Raw genomic sequence first — 17,480 nt, 5'->3', positions numbered from 1 at the left:
AGCCTATGCTTCGATGACGGTCAAACAATGGAGGGGGGTCACGGATGCCACGCACACTGCCCGAGCCGTCCGTCGACTCGTTCGATCTCACGGTCATCCTGAGCGCGCTCGCCGATCCGGGCAGGCGCACGCTGATGCGGGCGCTCTACGAGTCCGTCGACCCGATCGACTGCGCGATCCTGGTGGCGCGGGTGGACCTGGGCCTGAGCAACCCGACCATCTCCCACCACTACCGGGTCCTGCGCGAGGCGGGCCTGACCAGGACGGTCGCCGACGGTCGCAAGCGGGTGGTCCGCGTCCGCCGCGAGGACATGGAGCGCCGCTTTCCCGGCCTCCTGCAGGCGATCCTCGGGGCCGACGAACGATCCGAACCGCCCTCCGTCGGGTGAGCGCCCCACTCAAGCTCAAGCAATAGGCGCCCGTTGCCCGCAGGCCACCCCTCACCCCTGCCACCGTGCCGTCTGGGGCGAACGCACCGAACGCACCGCGACCCCGGCGCCGGGACGAACTCAGTGCAACGCCTGACGCCCGTCGTCGCGGCGACCTGGTGATCTGGCGAACGTGCGGGCCACAAGGGGAAGTTGCCGTGGCCGCAGCGACGAGTGGCGTTCTGGAATGCCGCTTACCGGGCCGCTGGCCGGGCTCCGCCCGTCCTCTGAGCCCGCCTCAGTGCGCGAACACCTCGAACAGGACCGCCGGGCGGCCGTGGTGGCGGGCGGCGGCGGTGGTGAAGGCGCGGTCGAGGAAGTCGTGGGCGTAGGTGTGCGGGTCCTGGTCGGGGGTGGTGAGGGCCTTGATGTAGGTGGTGTGGGCGGCCAGGGAGTCGACGGCGCGGGGGATGCCGGGGCCCACTTCGGCGGCGTGGGTGGGGCGGGGGGAGCCGGCGACGGCGGTCCAGCGGACGCCGGGCCAGGGGTCGAGGCCCTCGGTGTCGGCGAGTTCGGGGAAGATCCAGCGGTTGCCGGCGTCGGCCGCGGCGTCCAGGACGGCGCGGCCCACCACCCGGTGGTCGGGGGTGTTCCAGTGGGTGCCGAACCAGGTGTCGCGGTGGTTGAGGGTGATCAGCAGCTCGGGGCGGTGCCGGCGGACCGCGGCGGCCAGGTCGCGGCGGAGCGCCATGGAGGGCTCGATCACGCCGTCCCGGTGGCCGTCGAGGAACTCCACGGTGCGGACGCCGACGTGCGCCGCGGCGGCGCGCTGTTCGGCCTCGCGGACCGCAGCGCACTCCGGGGGCGCCAGGCCGTCGATACCGGCCTCGCCGCGGGTGACCAGGAGATAGCGGACGTCCCGGCCGGCGTCGGCCCATTCGGCGATGGCGGCCGCGGCGCCGTATTCGAGGTCGTCGGGGTGGGCCACGACGGCCAGCGCCCGCCGCCAGTCGTCGGGCATCGGGCGGAGAGAGCTGACGGCGGCGTTCTCGATCGGCATCACGGCCCCTATCTGCTCGGTGGCGATCTACGTGGCGCTCTCGGCGGCGATCTCGTTGGCGATGGTGACACGGCCGGCCGCGACCCCACAGGGACGGACACGGACGGATACGGACGGATACGGACGGACAGCGGGCGCGGTGCGACGACGGCCGGGATGACGACGGCCGGCGCGACGGGGTGGAAGGGGGGAAGGGGGTGGAACGGGTGTTTTGGGGGTGTGGTGGGGTGCGGAAGCGGCCGAACTGAGCTGCGGCGATCGCCATCCGTAAATGTCTGGCTCAAGCTTGCGGTCGGCGACGCGGGGTTGTCACGCTGTCGCTGACTGTCAAGCTGTTGGGAGGGGCATGTGCCTTTCGGTGAGCAGCCCGCGTACCTCCGCGTCGCCGGTGACCTGCGCCAGAAGATCGTCGACGGGGTGCTGGCCCCGCACACCCGGCTCCCCTCCCAGGCGCGTATCCGCGAGGAGTACGGCGTCTCCGACACCGTCGCACTGGAGGCACGCAAGGTCCTGATGGCCGAGGGCCTGGTGGAGGGCCGGTCCGGGTCGGGGACGTATGTGCGGGAGCAGCCGGTGCCGCGCCGGATCGCCCGCGGCGGCTACCACAGCCGGGGCTGCACACCGTTCCGCCAGGAGCAGACGGACGAGCGGGTGCGCGGCACCTGGGAGTCCAACAGTGAGCAGGAGGCGGCCGGTTCGGCGGTGGCGGCCCGGCTGCGGATCCCGGTGGGCGCCAGGGTGATGCGGACGCGCTATGTGTTCCGCGCGGAGGGGGAGCCGTCGATGCTCTCCACCTCCTGGGAGCCGCTGGAGATCACCGGGCGGACGCCGGTGATGCTGCCGGAGGAGGGCCCGCTGGCCGGGCGCGGGGTGGTCGAGCGGATGGCCGCGATCGACGTGGTGGTGGACAACGTCGTCGAGGAGGTCGGGGCGCGCCCGGGGCTGGCGGAGGAGGCGATGGCGCTGGGCGGGGTGCCGGGCCATGCGGTGCTGGTCGTCTCGCGTACGTACTTCGCGGGCGGTCGGCCGGTCGAGACGGCGGATGTGATCGCGCTCGCGGCGCGGCATCGGGTGGCGTACCACCTGCCGGTGAAGTAGCGGCGGGGGCGGCGCGAGGGCCGCCGTACGGGGTGTTGTGCCGGGTTTCGCTGAGTATCGGGGGCGACCTTGTATTCAGGGGCGGCCTTGAGCGCCCCGCGGCCCCCCCGCGGACTCTCTGCGGACTCCCCGTGGTCGTCAAGTCGACGTCGTGTGTGGGGATCCTGCGCAAATCGAAGGGTCTACCGACCGCGATTTCCGGCCGACTTGAGTGTCCGGTTTGTTTGGGTTTGATGGCGAATGCCGTCCGGATATCGGTGTTGGAAACCTCACAGAGGCTCAACTCGGCGGGATTTTTTGTCCGGTGCGGGAACCGGATCTTCGGATTCGCTCATACGATGGCGAAGTTTGTGCACGGCACGGGGGAAGACCAGGAGACCAGCACGTGACCACGACGAAGACAACGAGTGCGGAGCAGGGCTCGCACTCGTCGAATTACCGTCGGTCCCTCGGGACCATCGCCCTGACCGCCACTGGTCTCGGGTCCATCATCGGTTCCGGCTGGCTGTTCGGGGCCGAGCGCGCCGCCGCCATCGCCGGTCCGGCCGCGATCCTCGCCTGGGTCATCGGCGCGGTCGTCGCCCTGACGATCGCGCTGACCTACACCGAGCTCGGCTCGATGTTCCCCAAGGCGGGCGGCATGGTCCGCTACGGCCAGTACTCGCACGGTTCCCTCGCGGGCTACCTGGCGGCCTGGGCCAACTGGATCGCCATCGTGTCCGTGATCCCGGGCGAGGCGACCGCCTCGGTGCAGTACATGAGCTCGTGGGAGTTCGGCTGGGCCAAGGCGATGTACGACGGGACGGAGCTGACCGGCTCCGGCGTCGCGGTGGCCAGCGTGCTGCTGATCTTCTACTTCTTCATGAACTGGTTCGCGGTGTCGCTGTTCGCCAAGACGAACACCGCGATCACGGTCTTCAAGGTCGTCGTGCCGATCCTCACCGCGGGCGCCCTGATCCTGTCGCACTTCGACACCGGCAACATCGACCGCGCCGGCGGCTTCGCCCCCAACGGCTGGAGCGCGGTCTTCAGCTGTGTGGCGCTCTCCGGCATCGTCTGGGCCTACAACGGCTTCCAGTCGCCGCTGAACCTCGCCGGTGAGGCGCGCAACCCGGGCCGCTCGCTGCCCAAGGCCGTCGCCTTCTCGATCATCATCGCGCTGGTCATCTACCTCGCGCTGCAGGTCGCCTTCCTCTTCGCGGTGCCCGCCGCCGACCTGAGCAAGGGCTGGGGCGGGCTGTCCTACCACTCCCCGCTCGCCGAGCTGGGCCTCGCCTGGGGCCTGAACTGGCTGGCGCTGCTGCTGTACGCGGACGCGTTCGTCTCGCCGTCCGGTACCGGCATGATCTACGCCGCGACCACCTCGCGCATGATCCAGGGCGTCCAGGAGAACGGTCACCTGCCGGGCGTCTTCGGCAAGGTGGACCCCAAGACCGGTATCCCGCGCCCGGCGCTGGTGCTGAACCTCGTCGTCGCGTTCATGTTCCTCGCGGTCTTCCGGGGCTGGGGCTCGCTCGCCGAGATCGTCTCGGTCGCGACCGTCATCTCGTACATCACCGGGCCGGTCGCGGTGATGGGCCTGCGGCGGCTGGCGCCGCAGATGAAGCGGCCGGTGCAGCTGCGTGCCATGCCGGTCATCGCGCCGGTCGCGATGATCTTCGGTTCGCTGGTCCTGTACTGGGGCAAGTGGCCGCTCACCGGCAAGGTCATCTTCATCATGGCCATCGGGCTGCCGGTCTGGGCCTGGTACGAGATCGTCCGGCCGTGGAAGCAGGGCCGCAGCCCGCTGCGCGAGCTGATGCCGCACCTGAAGGCGGGCGCCTGGATGGTGATCTACCTCGTGGTGATGGCGGCCGTCTCCTACCTGGGCGGCAAGGAGTTCGGCGGCCAGGGCTACCTCCCGCCGGGCGTCGACCTGGCGGTGGTCGCGGTGATCGCGCTCGCCTTCTACTACTGGGGCGTGCGCAGCGCCTGGCGCAACCCGTCGCTGGTCCAGGTCGAGGCGGAGCTGGCCGCGGCCGAGAAGGCTGAGAAGGCCGGCGAGGCCGGCGAGGCCGACGGTGGGACGAGCGGCGAAAAGGCCCCGACGACCGCCTGAGGCGCCCGTACACCGTGGGCTTCCCCCGGCCCACCCCGCACCACCGCCCGAGTGCTCGGGCGCCCCGGCCGCTCGCGGGCCGCACCTGGTGATCCAGGGCCCGCGGGTGGCCGGTTCGGTCTCTCTTTGTGTAATTCCATAACCGGTGCGTGAAGGTCGGGCGTAGGCTCGGGCATATGCGGATTGCGATTTCGGCATCAGCAGAGGAGGGGCGCGCCGCCGCGGCGCGCTGCGCGGCGGACGGAGGGGCGCAATGACCGAGGACGAGACCGTGCTGCCCTGGCTCGTCATCCGCCAGGACGAAGGCGGCAACCGCTATCGCGTCGGCCGCTATGCCACCCGAGCGGAGGCGGAGCGGGTCGCCGACCGCCTCGACACCCGTGGCAATCAACGGCTTTACGTGGTCGAGCGGGTCGGGCAGGGAGCCGCCTGAGGAGCGGCGCGAGGGGAGACGGGCGGGGAGCGGAAGACCGGCGGGGGACGTAGGCTGCCGCGCATGACGACGGTGCGCGTAGTGGTGGGCGGTGCGGTGTGCGAGCGGGGGCGGCTGCTGGCCGCCCGGCGGAGCGCGCCACCCGCGTTGGCCGGCCGGTGGGAGCTGCCCGGCGGCAAGGTGGAGGACGGTGAGACGCCGGAGCAGGCGCTCGTCCGCGAGCTGCACGAGGAGCTGGGCGTGGACGCCGCCCCCGTGGAGCGGATCCCGGGCGAGTGGGTGCTGCGGCCCGGCTACGTCCTCCAGGTGTGGACCGCCCGGCTGGTCTCCGGCCGTCCGGAGCCGCTCCAGGACCATGACGAGCTGCGCTGGCTGCGGCCCGGTGAGGAGCGCGAGGTCGACTGGCTGGACCAGGACCGTCCGGCGGTCGCCGAGGTGATGCGCCGGCTGGGGTCCCGGCCCGCGGTGGGGATCCCGGGCGCGCGGTTGTAGCCGCATCGAGCCCCCGCCGCATCGTGGCCTCGCCCTGCCCCATGCTTTAACGGGAAATATGCGCCATTTGTGCCACTGTGTGCAATTGAGGGCGGTACTCGCCGTTCAATATCGGGTATGTCCTGATTGGCCCCCTCGGTGTGGGCCAGGTACGGCGGGGAACCCTCGGCCTGGGAAGTGATCGGCGTGAGCGACAGCGCAGCGGCAGAGGTCCCGGATCCCGGCGCCACCGATGTCCGCAGGCGCGGCAGGGCCTCCGGCGCACCGAGCGCCGAGTGGAGCTTCCCCGCCGACCCCGGTGCGGTCCGCACCGCCCGCACCATGGTCCGTCAGGTGCTCGACGACTGGGGGCTGAACGGCGCCGCCGATGTCGCGGTCCTGTTGGTCAGCGAGCTGGTCACCAACTCCCTGCGGTACACCAGCGGGCCGATCGGCGTGCGCATGGTGCTGCTCGGCGCCGGGGCGCTGCTCATCGAGGTCTCCGATCCGCTGCCCGACCCGCCGCGGACCCGTGCCGCCGCCCCCGACGACGAGGGGGGACGCGGACTCCAGCTGGTCGCGCACAGTTCGCGGCGCTGGGGCACCCGGCAGGGAAAGAGCGGCAAGACAGTGTGGTTCGAGCTGTCGGTGGCTGGTTAGGAGTCAGGAGGAGTCCTGATCGTTGCCATTTCATCGACATTTCGTAGAGGGCCTGCGATCGAGACTGTGCTGTGATCGTGAAGACCGTGTTCCGGATAGCCGAGGTGCTGGAATACTCGGCAGGTCCGGTCCGGGCACGATGAGCTGGAGGGGACGGGGCTCGTGAGCGAGATGTCATCCGGCGGGGTGGTACCCGCGCAGAACGGCGGTCGGGGCGGTGCGGACGGCCGGGTGGACCCTGGCGAACGCCGCCGTGCCCGCGAGCCGCAGGGTGCGCCCGTATGGCAGAGCAGCCGGCCCGGATCGATCTACGACTACATCAAGGCCGCCTCGTTCTCCCTCGGTCCCGACGGGCGCATCGACCAGTGGAGCGAGCGGGCCGCGCAGATGCTCGGCATCCCCGCCCGCCACGCCCTCGGCAAGGACCCCGTCGAGGCGTTCGTGCCCGGCGAGTTCCGCGCGACCGGGCGCCGCAAGGTGTCCGAGATCCTCGACGGCCGGGAGTGGACCGGCCTGGTGCCCTACCGCAGGGAGGAGGGCCGGGCGCCCGAGGGTCTCGCCGAGATCTATGTGATGCCGGCCGAGAACGAGAACGGCGAACGCGGCGCGGTCTGCCTGGTCGTCGACGTCCGGGCGCTCCGCGGCATCGAGACCGACCTCGCCGCCGCGCAGGCCGTTTTCGGTCAATCCCCCATGGGCTTTACCCTGTTCGGCACCGACCTGCGGCTGCTGCGGGTCAACGAGCGGTTCGCCACCGTCTTCGGCGGCCCGGCGAGCAGGTACCGCGGCGGCACCCCGCACGACTTCCTGCCGCGCCCCGAGGCCGAGCGGATGACCGCCGCGCTGCGCCGGGTCCTGGAGACCGGCGAACCGGTCAGCGAGCTGCAGCTGGTGGGCCAGGTGCCCGGCGAGGACGACCGCCGCCGCTGGTCGGTCTCGCTCTACCGGCTGCACGGCGCCAGCGGCCGCCCCATCGGCGTCGCCGCGCTCGCCTCCGACGTCACCGGCCGCCGCCGTGCCGAACGCGAGGCCGCCAACGCCCGCCGCAACCTCGCGCTGCTCAACGAGGCCGGCGCCCGGATAGGCAACTCCCTCGACCTGGAGACCACCGCCCGCACCCTGCTCGACGTCGCGGTACCGCAGTTCTGCGACCTGGCGTCGGTCGACCTCTACCAGGGGCTGCTGGCCGGCGACGAGGAGCAGCCCGGGATGAGCGACGGCAGCGCGGAGCTGCGCCGGGTGGCCTTCGCCAGCGCGGTCTCCGACGTCCCGCTTCCCGGCGGGGCGCCCGAGGAGACGCCGGTCGCGGTCGGCGCCGTCCACCGCTATCCGTTCAACTCCCCGTGCGCGGCCGCCCTGCGCACCGCCCAGGCACAGATCATCCCCGGCCGGGAGAGCGACGACGGGCCGGAGCTGGGCGCGGTGGTGCACTCCACCCTCGCGGTGCCGATGGTCGCCCGGGACACCGTCGTCGGCCTGGTGCAGTTCTCCCGTACGAAGGGCAGCGAGCCGTTCGGCGAGCGGGACACCGCGCTGGCCGTCGAACTGGCGGCCAGGGCCGCGGTCTGCATCGACAACGCCCGCCTCTACCGCCGCGAGCACGAGCGCGCCCTGATACTGCAGCGCAGCCTGCTGCCGCCCGGCGACCCGGAGGCGGCCGGGCTGGACATCGCCTGCCGCTATCTGCCCGGCACCACCGCCACCGAGGTCGGCGGCGACTGGTTCGACGTCATCGAACTCCCCGGCCACCGCACCGCGTTGGTGGTCGGCGACGTGATGGGCCGCGGCCTGCGTGCCGCCGTCGCCATGGGCGAACTCCGTACCGCGGTCCGCACGTTGGCGCTGCTGGACCTGGAGCCGGCGGAGGTGCTGGGGGCGCTGGACGAGATCGCGCAGGGTCTGGGCGGCAGCGGCGACCGGGGGGCCATGGCGCGGACCGCACGCAGCCGCTCCGGGGCGGCGTTGGGCGGGCCCGCCCAGGACCGCTCGGCCCGCACCGCCGACCTCTCCGAGGTCTACCTCGCCACCTGCGTCTACGCCGTCTACGACCCGATCACCCGCCGCTGCACCTTCGCCAACGCCGGACATCTGCCGCCGGTGCTGGTCGAGGAGGGCGAGGAGGCGCTGCTGCTGGACGTGCCGCCGGGGATGCCGCTGGGCGTCGGCGGGGAGCCGTTCGAGGAGATCGAGGTCGAGGTGCCGGACGGCGCGCTGCTCGCGCTGTACACCGACGGGCTGGTCGAGTCCCGGCACCATCCACTGGACGAAGGGCTACAAGCCTTCCGACGCGCGCTCTCGGACTCCGGCCGGCCGCTGGAGGACGTCTGCGACCACGTCCTGTCCGCCCTGGACACCTCGCACGGCGAGGACGACATCGCGCTGCTGATGGCCCGGGTGCACGGGCTGCCCAAGGACGCGGTGGGCGACTGGAGCCTGGCGCCGGAGCCGCGGTCGGTGTCCCGGGCCCGGGAGCTGGCCCGCGACCAGCTCACCGACTGGGGGCTGCAGGCCCTGGTCGACACCACCGAGCTGCTGGTCAGCGAGCTGGTGACGAACGCCCTGCGGCACGGGCAGGGCGAGATCCGGCTGCGGCTGCTGCTGGACCGGACGCTGGTCTGCGAGGTCTGGGACGCCGATCTGGCCCAGCCGCGGCGCCGGCGGGCCCGGGACACGGACGAGGGCGGCCGCGGTCTGCAACTCGTCGGCCTGCTGAGCGAGCGCTGGGGCAGCCGGCGCACCCCGCGCGGCAAGACCGTCTGGTTCGAACTCGCCCTGCCGGACGGCGACACGACGCCGGTGGACCCGGCGGAGGCGCTGCTGAGCCTGTTCTGAGGGGCGTGCACGGCGGTGGCCGTGCGCGGTGGTCGTGCACGGTGGCCGTCCACAGGGGCGGCGGCGCGGGCGGTGCACCGCCTACCCTGGGTGAAAGGGGGGCCATCGGCCCCGTAGGGGGACCCCGTACGGGCCGCCGGCCGTGTCGTGTCACGCCTCCCGGATGTGCCGGGCAGCCAACTCCGCCTCGTGTACGACGCGTTCGGTGTCGACGTGGACGAGCGCGCTGTGCGCCTTGCGCAGATGGCCGTCGACGAAGACGTCACTCACGTTCGGCGGCTGGCCGTTGAGGACGATCTGGCTGGTCCAGTCGAAGCGTGGCGCGAAGTTGAGCGTGCCGGGGTCGAGGACGACGACGTCGGCGCGCTTGCCGGGCGTCAGCGAGCCGACCCGGTCCGCCATTCCGATGGCCTCCGCGCCGCCCAGGGTCGCCATCCGCAGCACCGCCGGGATGGTCGGGTGGATCCCGGCGTCCTCGTGCAGGGCCCGCTGGAGGCCGACCGCCGCCTTCATGACGTTGAACATGTCCGAGGTGTCGTCGGTCCCGCCGTCGTGCCCGAGCCCGGCCCGGACACCGTGCCGGTGGAACGCCGGCAGCGGGCAGATGCCGGACGCCAGCCGCATGTTGCTCAGCGGGCAGTGCGCGATCCGCACGTCGTGCTCGCCGGTCAGCGCGATCTCCCCGTCGGTGAGGTGGATGGCGTGGTTCATCAGCAGATCCGGGCCGAACGCGCCGATCTCGCGCAGCGAGCGGATCGGGTCGTCCTTGCGGTCGCGCCTGCTCTCCAGCACGTGCGAGTTGAACATCACGCCCAGGTCGCGGGCGACCTCGTGCAGCGCGCGCAGGTCCTTGCGCCGGCTCATCCCGGCCTGCGCCGCGACCTGGGCGGAGGCCAGCGGCAGCGGGTCCAGGAAGTCCTTCTTGACCCTGGGAACGAGGTGGGCGTCGGCGGCGCTCTGCGTGGCCGCGTAGACGAAGCGCAGTCCGGCGTCGTCCAGCGCCCGGATGTAGTGCTCGCTGGTGGCGTAGGGGAGGGGGTGGACCCAGTCGACGACGGTGGTGACGCCCGCCTGGAGGGCGTCGAGCGCGGCGAGGTGGACGAAGCGGTACATGTCCCGGGGGCCGATCCTGGGCAGCACGGCGCGTTCACAGCCGCCCAGCCAGCCGTAGAGGTCCTCGTCCGCACAGCCGCCGCGGATGCTGGACTGCCACAGGTGGTTGTGCAGGTCGACGAAGCCCGGCAGCACGATCCGGCCGCGGGTGTCCAGGACGCGGGCGCCGTCCGGGGCGGCGAGGCCGCGGCCGACGGCGGCGACGGTGCCGTCCCGCAGCAGCACGTCCACGCCGTCCGCCAGCTGCCCGAGCGGGCCGTGGCCCACCCGGGGGTCCATGGTCAGGACCAGGTCCGCGCCGCGCAGCAGGGTGGTGCGGCGCTCGTCCGGGGCCTCGGCGGGGCGGTCCCGGCCGCGTTCGGGGAAGCCGGCCGCGGCGGCCAGCGGAACGGTGCCCAGGCCGGCCAGCACACGCCGCCGGCTCAGTTTCGGAAGATTCATTCCGCTCTTATACCGCGGCTGTTCGAAGGCGTCGCGAGAAGGTTTCCGGCCATGTGAGGGCACGTCAACGTGCTTGCCAGCGCGGACACTTGGCCATCGGGCCGATCATTCCGACCGTCGCCGGATCTTGTTGCCGAGCCACACCAACGGGTCGTACTTGCGGTCCGCGGCACGCTCCTTGAGCGGGATCAGCGCATTGTCGGTGATCTTGATGTTCTCCGGGCAGACCTCCGTGCAGCACTTGGTGATGTTGCAGTAGCCGAGCCCGTGGTCGTCCTGTGCGGTGCGCCTGCGGTCCAGCCCGGCGGCCGGCGCGGCGTCCAGCGGGTGCATGTCCAGCTCGGCGATCCGCATCAGGAACCGCGGACCGGCGAAGACCCGCTTGTTCTCCTCGTGGTCCCGGACCACATGGCAGGTGTTCTGGCACAGGAAGCACTCGATGCACTTGCGGAACTCCTGCGACCGGTTCACGTCCTCCTGCTGCATCCGGTACTCGCCAGGACCCAGGTCCGCGGGCGGGACGAACGCCGGGACCTCCCGCGCCTTGGTGTAGTTGAAGGAGACGTCGGTGACCAGGTCGCGCAGGACCGGGAAGGTCCGCATGGGGGTGATCGTGACGGTCTCGGCGCGGTCGAAGACCGACATCCGGGTCATGCACAACAGCCGCGGCCGCCCGTTGATCTCCGCGCTGCACGAACCGCACTTGCCCGCCTTGCAGTTCCAGCGGACGGCCAGGTCCGGGGCCTGGGTGGCCTGGAGGCGGTGGACGATGTCGAGCACCACCTCGCCCTCGTTCACCTCCACCCGGAAGTCCTCCAGCGCGCCGCCGTCCGCGTCGCCCCGCCACACCCGGAAGTGCGCCTGGTAGGCGCCGGACCGCTGCTCCGTCTGCTCGCTCACCGGCTCAGCTCCTCGTCCGTCAGATACTTCACCAGCTCGTCCTTGTCGAAGAGTTCGAGGAGATCGCGGCGGATCGGCGGGGTCTCGCGGCGCGCGAGCCGGATCTGCCCCAGCACCGGATCCGCCTCGCCCGGCTCCGCCCGGTAGTCGGCCAGCTCGCAGACCAGGTTGACGTTGCGCCAGTGCCGGTCCATCTCCGGATGGTCGTCCCGGGTGTGCCCGCCCCGGCTCTCGGTGCGCTCCAGGGCCGCCCGTGCCACGCACTCGCTGACCAGCAGCATGTTCCGCAGGTCGAGGGAGAGGTGCCAGCCCGGGTTGTACTGCCGGTGGCCCTCCACGCCGGCCCGCCGCGCCCGCGCCCGCAGCTTCACCAGCCGCTCCAGCGCCTCGGACATCTCGTCCGCCCGACGGATGATGCCCACCAGGTCGTTCATCGACTGCTGGAGCTCCTGGTGCAGGGCGTACGGGTTCTCCGCCCGGCCACCGCCGTCCTCGGCGCTGAACGGGCGCAGCGCCTCCGCCTCGGCGGCGTCGATCTCGCGCTCGTCCGGGGCCGGCCGGGCGCGCAGCCCGCCGACGTACTCGGCCGCGTAGAGCCCCGCGCGGCGGCCGAAGACCAGCAGGTCGGAGAGGGAGTTGCCGCCCAGCCGGTTGGAGCCGTGCATCCCGCCGGCCACCTCGCCGGCGGCGAACAGCCCCGGCACCCCGGTCGCGGCCGCGGTGTCCGGGTCCACCTCCACCCCGCCCATCACGTAGTGGCAGGTCGGCCCGACCTCCATCGGCTCGGCGGTGATGTCCACGTCCGCCAGCTCCTTGAACTGGTGGTGCATGGACGGCAGTCGGCGTTTGATCACCTCGGCCGGCATCCGGGTCGACACGTCCAGGAACACCCCGCCGTGCGGCGAGCCGCGGCCCGCCTTCACCTCGGCGTTGATGGCCCGCGCCACCTCGTCGCGGGGCAGCAGCTCGGGCGGCCGCCGGTTGTGGTCGGGGTCGTCGTACCAGCGGTCGCCCTCGGCCTCGGACTCGGCGTACTTCTCCTTGAAGACGTCCGGGACGTAGTCGAACATGAAGCGCTTGCCGTCGCTGTTGCGCAGCACCCCGCCGTCGCCGCGCACCGACTCGGTGACGAGGATGCCCTTGACCGACGGCGGCCAGACCATCCCGGTCGGATGGAACTGGACGAACTCCATGTTGATCAGCGGCGCACCGGCCAGCAGCGCCAGCGCATGGCCGTCGCCGGTGTACTCCCAGGAGTTCGAGGTGACCTTGAAGGACTTGCCGATGCCGCCGGTGGCCAGCACCACGGCCGGCGCCTCCAGCACGAAGAAGCGGCCCGACTCCCGGTCGTAGCAGAAGACGCCGGCGACCTTGCCGTCCTCCTTCAGGACACGGGTGACGGTGCACTCCTGGAAGACCTTCAGCCCCTCCTCGTACGAGCCGGAGACCCGCTGGTCCTCCTGCTGGAGGGAGACGATCTTCTGCTGGAGGGTGCGGATCAGCTCCAGGCCGGTGCGGTCGCCGACGTGCGCCAGCCGCGGGTACTCGTGGCCGCCGAAGTTGCGCTGGGAGATCCGGCCGTCCGGTGTGCGGTCGAAGAGGGCACCCCAGGTCTCCAGCTCCCAGACCCGGTCCGGGGCCTCGCGGGCGTGCAGTTCGGCCATCCGCCAGTGGTTGAGGAACTTCCCGCCGCGCATGGTGTCCCGGAAGTGGACCTGCCAGTTGTCGTGCTCGTTGGCGTTGCCCATGCTGGCCGCGATGCCGCCCTCGGCCATCACCGTATGGGCCTTGCCGAACAGGGACTTGCAGATCACCGCCGTCCGCATGCCCGCCTCGCGGGCCTCGATGGCGGCGCGCAGCCCGGCGCCGCCCGCGCCCACCACGACCACGTCCCAGGTCTGCCGGTCCACATGCGCCATCAGGGGCACACCTTCCCTCGGTTCTCGTCGGGTTCCGCGGATTCCCCCGGACTTCCCGGATGTCGTTCGTCAGAAGAAGCGCGGATCCTCGAACGCGCCGCTGGCCAGCAGGAACACATAGAAGTCCGCCACCGCCACGCTGATCAGCGAGGACCAGGCGAGCAGCATGTGGCGCTCATTGAGCCGGCCGACCCAGCCCCACAGCCGGTACCGCACCGGGTGCTTGGAGAAGTGCCGCAGCCGGCCGCCGACGATGTGCCGGCAGGAGTGGCAGGAGAGGGTGTACGCCCAGATCAGCACGATGTTGGCGAGGAACACCAGCGAGCCCAGGCCCATGTGGCCCCAGCGGTAGTGGTCGTCGCGGAAGGTCAGCGCGGTGTCGTAGGTGAGGACGCCGGCGACCAGTACCGCGAAGTAGAAGAAGTAGCGGTGGATGTTCTGCAGGATCAGCGGGAAGCGGGTCTCGCCGGTGTACTTGGCGTGCGGCTCGGCGACCGCGCAGGCCGGCGGGGAGGCCCAGAAGCCGCGGTAGTACGCCTTGCGGTAGTAGTAGCAGGTCAGCCGGAAGCCCAGCGGGAAGATCAGGATCAGCAGGGCGGGGGACAGGCCCCACCAGCTCCCGAAGAGCGCCCAGTTGGGGCCGTCGTGCATGGTGTGGCAGTTCTCCGCCAGGCACGGCGAGTAGAACGGCGAGACATAGGGGGCGTGGTAGTAGTCGGCGTTCGCGAACGCCCGCCAGGTCGAGTACACGACGAACGCGAGCAGCCCGGCGGCGGTGCCGGCCGGCGCCAGCCACCAGCGGTCGGTGCGCAGGTGGCGGGCCTGGATGGCGGCGCGCGAGGCGTCGTGCACGCCGGTCGCGTCCTTCTGCGGGGCTGGTTCGATGCCAGTGGCCAACGTCGGTCTCCGTCCTCAGGGCGCGTGCCGGTCCTTGGCGCCCAGGCCCTCGTCCTCGGCGTCCGTCCACAGCGCGGAGTTGTAGGGGGTGTCCGGGATCGGCACCATCTCGTCCTCGGCCTTGCCCGGCCGGCCCGGTGGCGCGCCGCCGGCCAGGGACGCTCTGAGCAGCGCCAGGCTCTCCCGCAGATGGTCCGTGTCGCTGCGGACCCGGCGGACGTCCAGGCCGCCGCCGATCCGCGCCTCCAGCTTCCCGACCGCCTGGACCAGGCCGTCCAGGCTGCGTTCCACCGCCGTCAAGTCGTCCTGTACGGACATCACATGCCCTCACTTCGCGAGTGTGGCGGGCGATCTCATGCGCCCGAGAGTGTCGCGCGTCACAGTAGGGCTTGGGAAGGGGGCAGGCGCGAGTACGACTCGAACCGGTGCGTTGTGGGCCCGCCATATCTGGGCTCGGCCGTCAACCTCACGCCGCGCACCCACCGGACGCCGCGCGGCACACCCCTCGGGTGAACGACGGGAGCGCGACGGCAGGGCGACCGCACGGCCCCTCCGCGGCGCCGAACTCCGGTGCGGAACGGGCCGGTCCGGAGGGCGTGCGGCGCGGCCCGTACGCCTCCGCATCCGTCAGCCGGACGAGCCGATTGGGCCGGGCGGGTGGCCTTGGCCGGGCCGCCGACGTGTCGGGCGGGCCCCGTCCGGGCGGTCGCCTTCAGTGGGAGCCCATAGATGTGATGAGCCGCAAAGTCGGCCGAACGTGTCGCGGCGGCCCGGCGCGGCGCGGGCGAGCCCGGAGGGAACAGTCATGACCGACCACGTCAGCCCAGACGGCCCGGTGGCCCGCAGGCGCCGCGGTGTCGCGCTCGTCGCGGTGGGGGCGCTGCTCCCGCTTCCCGTGCTGGCCGGCTGCAGCCAGGGCGACAGCGCACCCTCCGTCGCGCAGACCCAGGACATCGCGCCGGCCCCGCGCGGATCGGTCAGGGACGGCGGCACGGTGCGCTGGGCGGTCGACGCGCTGCCCAGCACCTTCAACGCCTTCCAGAGCGACGCCGACGCGACCACCACCCGGGTCACCGGCGCCGTCCTGCCCAGCCTGTTCACCCTCGACGCGAATGGCCGGCCGCAGCGCAACGCCGACTACCTCGCCGCCGCGGACATCAGCGCCCGCGAGCCCCGGCAGGTCGTCACCTACCGCCTCAACCCCAAGGCGCGGTGGAGCGACGGACGGCCGATCACCGCCGCGGACTTCGTCGCCCAGTGGCAGGCGCTGCGCGGCAAGGACAACGCCTACTGGACCGCCCGCAACGCCGGCTACGACCGGATCGCCACGGTCGCGGCGGGCGCCGCACCGCACGAGGTCAAGGTCACCTTCGCCCGCCCGTACGCGGACTGGCAGGCCCTCTTCACCCCGCTCTACCCCAAGAGCGTGATGGGCGACGCCAACGCCTTCAACGACGCGGTGCGGCGCAAACTCCCGGTCGGCGCGGGCCCGTTCCTCGTCGGGAAGCGGGACGCCGGCCACGGCACCGTCACCCTCGTCCGCAATCCCCGCTGGTGGGGCGACCGGGCCAAGCTCGACAAGCTGGTGCTGACCGCGCTGCCCCGGGACAAGCGGGCCAAGGCGCTGGCCGCCGGGACGGTCGACGTGGCCGCGGTCGACCAGGCCGCCGCCCGGCAGGTGGCGCAGGCCGCCGCGCCGGCCACCGCGGGCGGCGCGGACGCCAAGGGCGCCGCCGCCCGGTCGTCCGCCCTGCGCGGCTACGTCCTCCGCAAGGCCCTCGAACCCGCCTACACCCAGCTCGCCCTCAACGGCAGCGCCGGCCCGCTCGCCGACCGGCGGGTGCGCCGCGCGGTGGCCCGCGCCATCGACCGCCAGGCGCTCGCCGGCAGCGTCCTCAAACCGCTGGACCTGCCCGCCCGGCCGCTCGGCAACCACCTGCTGATGGCCGGTCAGCACGGTTACGAGGATCACAGCGACGCGCTCGGGGACACCGACGCGGGGGCGGCCAAGCAGCTGCTCTCGGACGCCGGCTGGAAGCCGGCCCCGGGGGCGGCCGACCGGTCGGCGGGCGAGGAGCGGGCCGGCGCCGGGCGCGCGGTCCCCCCGGACCGGGCCGACGACGGGGCCACGGACGACTCCACGGCGGACGAACCCGGCGGCGACACCGCCGCGGACCAGTCCGGCGACGGCCGCAACCCGCAGCGGCCCGGCGATCACGACGGCGCCCGCCCGGCCGCCGCCGAGGCCCCGCTGTCCTCCGCCGGCGCGGTCGGCTCCGAAGTCCAGCAGGCCGCCCTGCTGCGGCAGAGCGCGGCGTTCTACAAGGCCGAGGCCGCCACGGAGAAGGCGGCCGCCGCCGGGAACACCGGCTCCCCGGCGTACCGCAAGTACCGGCGGTACAAGAAGCGGGCCGCGCAGGCACTGGGCGCCGCCGAGATGATCGAGACCGGGCAGGCCCCGCACCTGCCGGGCGCCGCCGCCGGCCACGCCGCCGCCCTGCGCAACGGCCTCGGCGCCTTCCAGGCCCGGCAGGCCGGCACCGGACACTCCCCGGCCGCCGCGGCCGGCCGCGCACCCCACCGGGCACCCGACGGCGCCGCGGTGCTGCGCAAGGACGGCCGGCCGCTGACGCTGCGCTTCGTCCTCCCCGACGGGCCCGGTTCCGAGCAGCTGCGCACCGTCGGCCGGCGGATCGCCGGGATGCTCAACAAGATCGGGGTGCGCACCGCCGTCCAGCGGGTACCGGACGCGAGCTACTTCCGGGACCATATCGCCGCCGGCGACTTCGACCTGGCGCTGTACTCGTGGCCCGGCACCGCCTACCCGGCGACCGACGCCCGGCCGATCTTCGCCAAGCCGCAGCCGGCCCCGGACGGCTCGCTGACCGTCGAGCAGAACTACGCCCGGGTCGGTACCGACCACATCGACCAGCTCTTCGACCAGGCCGCCTCGGAACTCGACCCGGACGCCGCGCGGACCCTCGTCGAGCAGGCCGACGCCCGGATCTGGGCCGCCGCCGGATCGATTCCGCTGTACCAGCGGCCGGAGCTGGTGGCCACCCGGAAGTCGCTCGCCAACATCGGCGCGTTCGGCTTCGCCACCCCCCGCTTCCAGGACATCGGTTACTCGAAGTAGGGGTCCCGCCAAGGCCGAAGTTCGAGAGAAAACCGCAGGTCAGAGTGGGTGCGT

At 72.5% G+C, this 17,480-nt stretch carries 14 protein-coding genes; 8 read left to right on the top strand and 6 right to left on the bottom strand.

Translation table 11 applies throughout. The annotated features are described in order from the left end of the window. The first annotated feature begins 44 nt into the window (after positions 1-44). Complete coding sequence (locus B073_RS0101435) at positions 45-389, top strand: ArsR/SmtB family transcription factor (RefSeq protein ID WP_018536311.1); 345 nt, start codon at positions 45-47, stop codon at positions 387-389. Between the two features lie 277 nt (positions 390-666). Here the strand turns inward: B073_RS0101435 and B073_RS0101430 are convergent, their stop codons facing one another. Next, positions 667-1,428 (bottom strand): PIG-L deacetylase family protein, encoded by a 762-nt coding sequence (locus tag B073_RS0101430; protein ID WP_018536310.1) that lies wholly within the window; start codon positions 1,426-1,428, stop codon positions 667-669. Positions 1,429-1,776: 348 nt separating this feature from the next. Between B073_RS0101430 and B073_RS0101425 the strand changes: the two genes are divergently transcribed. The 6 genes from B073_RS0101425 to B073_RS0101395 all read left to right on the top strand — a co-directional run bounded on the left by B073_RS0101425 (position 1,777) and on the right by B073_RS0101395 (position 9,020). After that, complete coding sequence (locus B073_RS0101425; protein WP_018536309.1) at positions 1,777-2,526, top strand: GntR family transcriptional regulator; 750 nt, start codon at positions 1,777-1,779, stop codon at positions 2,524-2,526. 385 nt (positions 2,527-2,911) lie between these two features. Then, a complete protein-coding gene (locus B073_RS0101415; protein WP_018536307.1) occupies positions 2,912-4,624 on the top strand; it encodes an APC family permease in 1,713 nt (570 codons plus the stop codon). Positions 4,625-4,877: 253 nt separating this feature from the next. Continuing rightward, on the top strand, positions 4,878-5,057 hold the full coding sequence (locus tag B073_RS0101410; protein WP_018536306.1) for an SPOR domain-containing protein: 180 nt from the start codon (positions 4,878-4,880) through the stop codon (positions 5,055-5,057). Between the two features lie 63 nt (positions 5,058-5,120). Continuing rightward, positions 5,121-5,549, top strand: coding sequence for a (deoxy)nucleoside triphosphate pyrophosphohydrolase (locus B073_RS0101405; RefSeq protein WP_037810643.1), 429 nt, complete (start codon positions 5,121-5,123; stop codon positions 5,547-5,549). A 177-nt stretch (positions 5,550-5,726) separates the two neighbouring features. Beyond that, the gene (locus tag B073_RS0101400; protein WP_018536304.1) at positions 5,727-6,188 is read left to right on the top strand and encodes an ATP-binding protein; all 462 of its coding nucleotides are present in this window, start codon (positions 5,727-5,729) and stop codon (positions 6,186-6,188) included. Between the two features lie 171 nt (positions 6,189-6,359). After that, a complete protein-coding gene (locus tag B073_RS0101395; protein ID WP_202487537.1) occupies positions 6,360-9,020 on the top strand; it encodes a SpoIIE family protein phosphatase in 2,661 nt (886 codons plus the stop codon). A 150-nt stretch (positions 9,021-9,170) separates the two neighbouring features. Here B073_RS0101395 and B073_RS0101390 read toward each other — a convergent pair whose 3' ends face one another. The 5 genes from B073_RS0101390 to B073_RS0101370 form a co-directional block, all read right to left on the bottom strand. Continuing rightward, entirely contained in the window at positions 9,171-10,574 is a 1,404-nt protein-coding gene (locus tag B073_RS0101390; RefSeq protein ID WP_026246937.1) for an amidohydrolase family protein, read from the bottom strand. A 105-nt stretch (positions 10,575-10,679) separates the two neighbouring features. Further along, positions 10,680-11,474: a succinate dehydrogenase/fumarate reductase iron-sulfur subunit gene (locus B073_RS0101385; protein WP_018536301.1), complete on the bottom strand. Its 795-nt coding sequence runs from the start codon at positions 11,472-11,474 to the stop codon at positions 10,680-10,682. Further along, the gene (locus tag B073_RS0101380; RefSeq protein ID WP_018536300.1) at positions 11,471-13,393 is read right to left on the bottom strand and encodes a fumarate reductase/succinate dehydrogenase flavoprotein subunit; all 1,923 of its coding nucleotides are present in this window, start codon (positions 13,391-13,393) and stop codon (positions 11,471-11,473) included. Before B073_RS0101380 ends, B073_RS0101385 begins: the two co-directional genes overlap by 4 nt. A gap of 69 nt (positions 13,394-13,462) precedes the next feature. Next, positions 13,463-14,290 carry a hypothetical protein gene (locus B073_RS0101375; RefSeq protein WP_018536299.1) on the bottom strand — a complete coding sequence of 276 codons (828 nt, stop codon included), beginning with the start codon at positions 14,288-14,290 and terminating at the stop codon, positions 13,463-13,465. 15 nt (positions 14,291-14,305) lie between these two features. Beyond that, entirely contained in the window at positions 14,306-14,608 is a 303-nt protein-coding gene (locus B073_RS0101370) for a hypothetical protein (RefSeq protein ID WP_018536298.1), read from the bottom strand. Positions 14,609-15,095: 487 nt separating this feature from the next. Between B073_RS0101370 and B073_RS0101365 the strand changes: the two genes are divergently transcribed. Then, positions 15,096-17,426, top strand: a complete 2,331-nt coding sequence (locus B073_RS0101365; RefSeq protein ID WP_018536297.1) for an ABC transporter family substrate-binding protein — start codon at positions 15,096-15,098, stop codon at positions 17,424-17,426. Positions 17,427-17,480 lie beyond the last annotated feature (54 nt).

The organism is Streptomyces sp. MspMP-M5 (genome assembly GCF_000373585.1).
In the GTDB taxonomy this organism is placed as follows: Bacteria; Actinomycetota; Actinomycetes; order Streptomycetales; family Streptomycetaceae; genus Streptomyces.
The sequence above is the reverse complement of the archived record's forward strand: the minus strand, read 5'-3'. Positions and strand labels throughout refer to the sequence as shown.

What these genes read in the sequence shown, in the direction of transcription:
- B073_RS0101435 (WP_018536311.1), top strand. Translation starts at nt 45, where the DNA reads ATGCCACGCACACTGCCCGAGCCGTCCGTCGACTCGTTCGATCTCACG.
- B073_RS0101430 (WP_018536310.1), bottom strand. Translation starts at nt 1,428, where the DNA reads ATGCCGATCGAGAACGCCGCCGTCAGCTCTCTCCGCCCGATGCCCGAC.
- B073_RS0101410 (WP_018536306.1), top strand. Translation starts at nt 4,878, where the DNA reads ATGACCGAGGACGAGACCGTGCTGCCCTGGCTCGTCATCCGCCAGGAC.
- B073_RS0101405 (WP_037810643.1), top strand. Translation starts at nt 5,121, where the DNA reads ATGACGACGGTGCGCGTAGTGGTGGGCGGTGCGGTGTGCGAGCGGGGG.
- B073_RS0101395 (WP_202487537.1), top strand. Translation starts at nt 6,360, where the DNA reads ATGTCATCCGGCGGGGTGGTACCCGCGCAGAACGGCGGTCGGGGCGGT.
- B073_RS0101390 (WP_026246937.1), bottom strand. Translation starts at nt 10,574, where the DNA reads ATGAATCTTCCGAAACTGAGCCGGCGGCGTGTGCTGGCCGGCCTGGGC.
- B073_RS0101380 (WP_018536300.1), bottom strand. Translation starts at nt 13,393, where the DNA reads ATGGCGCATGTGGACCGGCAGACCTGGGACGTGGTCGTGGTGGGCGCG.
- B073_RS0101370 (WP_018536298.1), bottom strand. Translation starts at nt 14,608, where the DNA reads ATGTCCGTACAGGACGACTTGACGGCGGTGGAACGCAGCCTGGACGGC.
- B073_RS0101365 (WP_018536297.1), top strand. Translation starts at nt 15,096, where the DNA reads ATGACCGACCACGTCAGCCCAGACGGCCCGGTGGCCCGCAGGCGCCGC.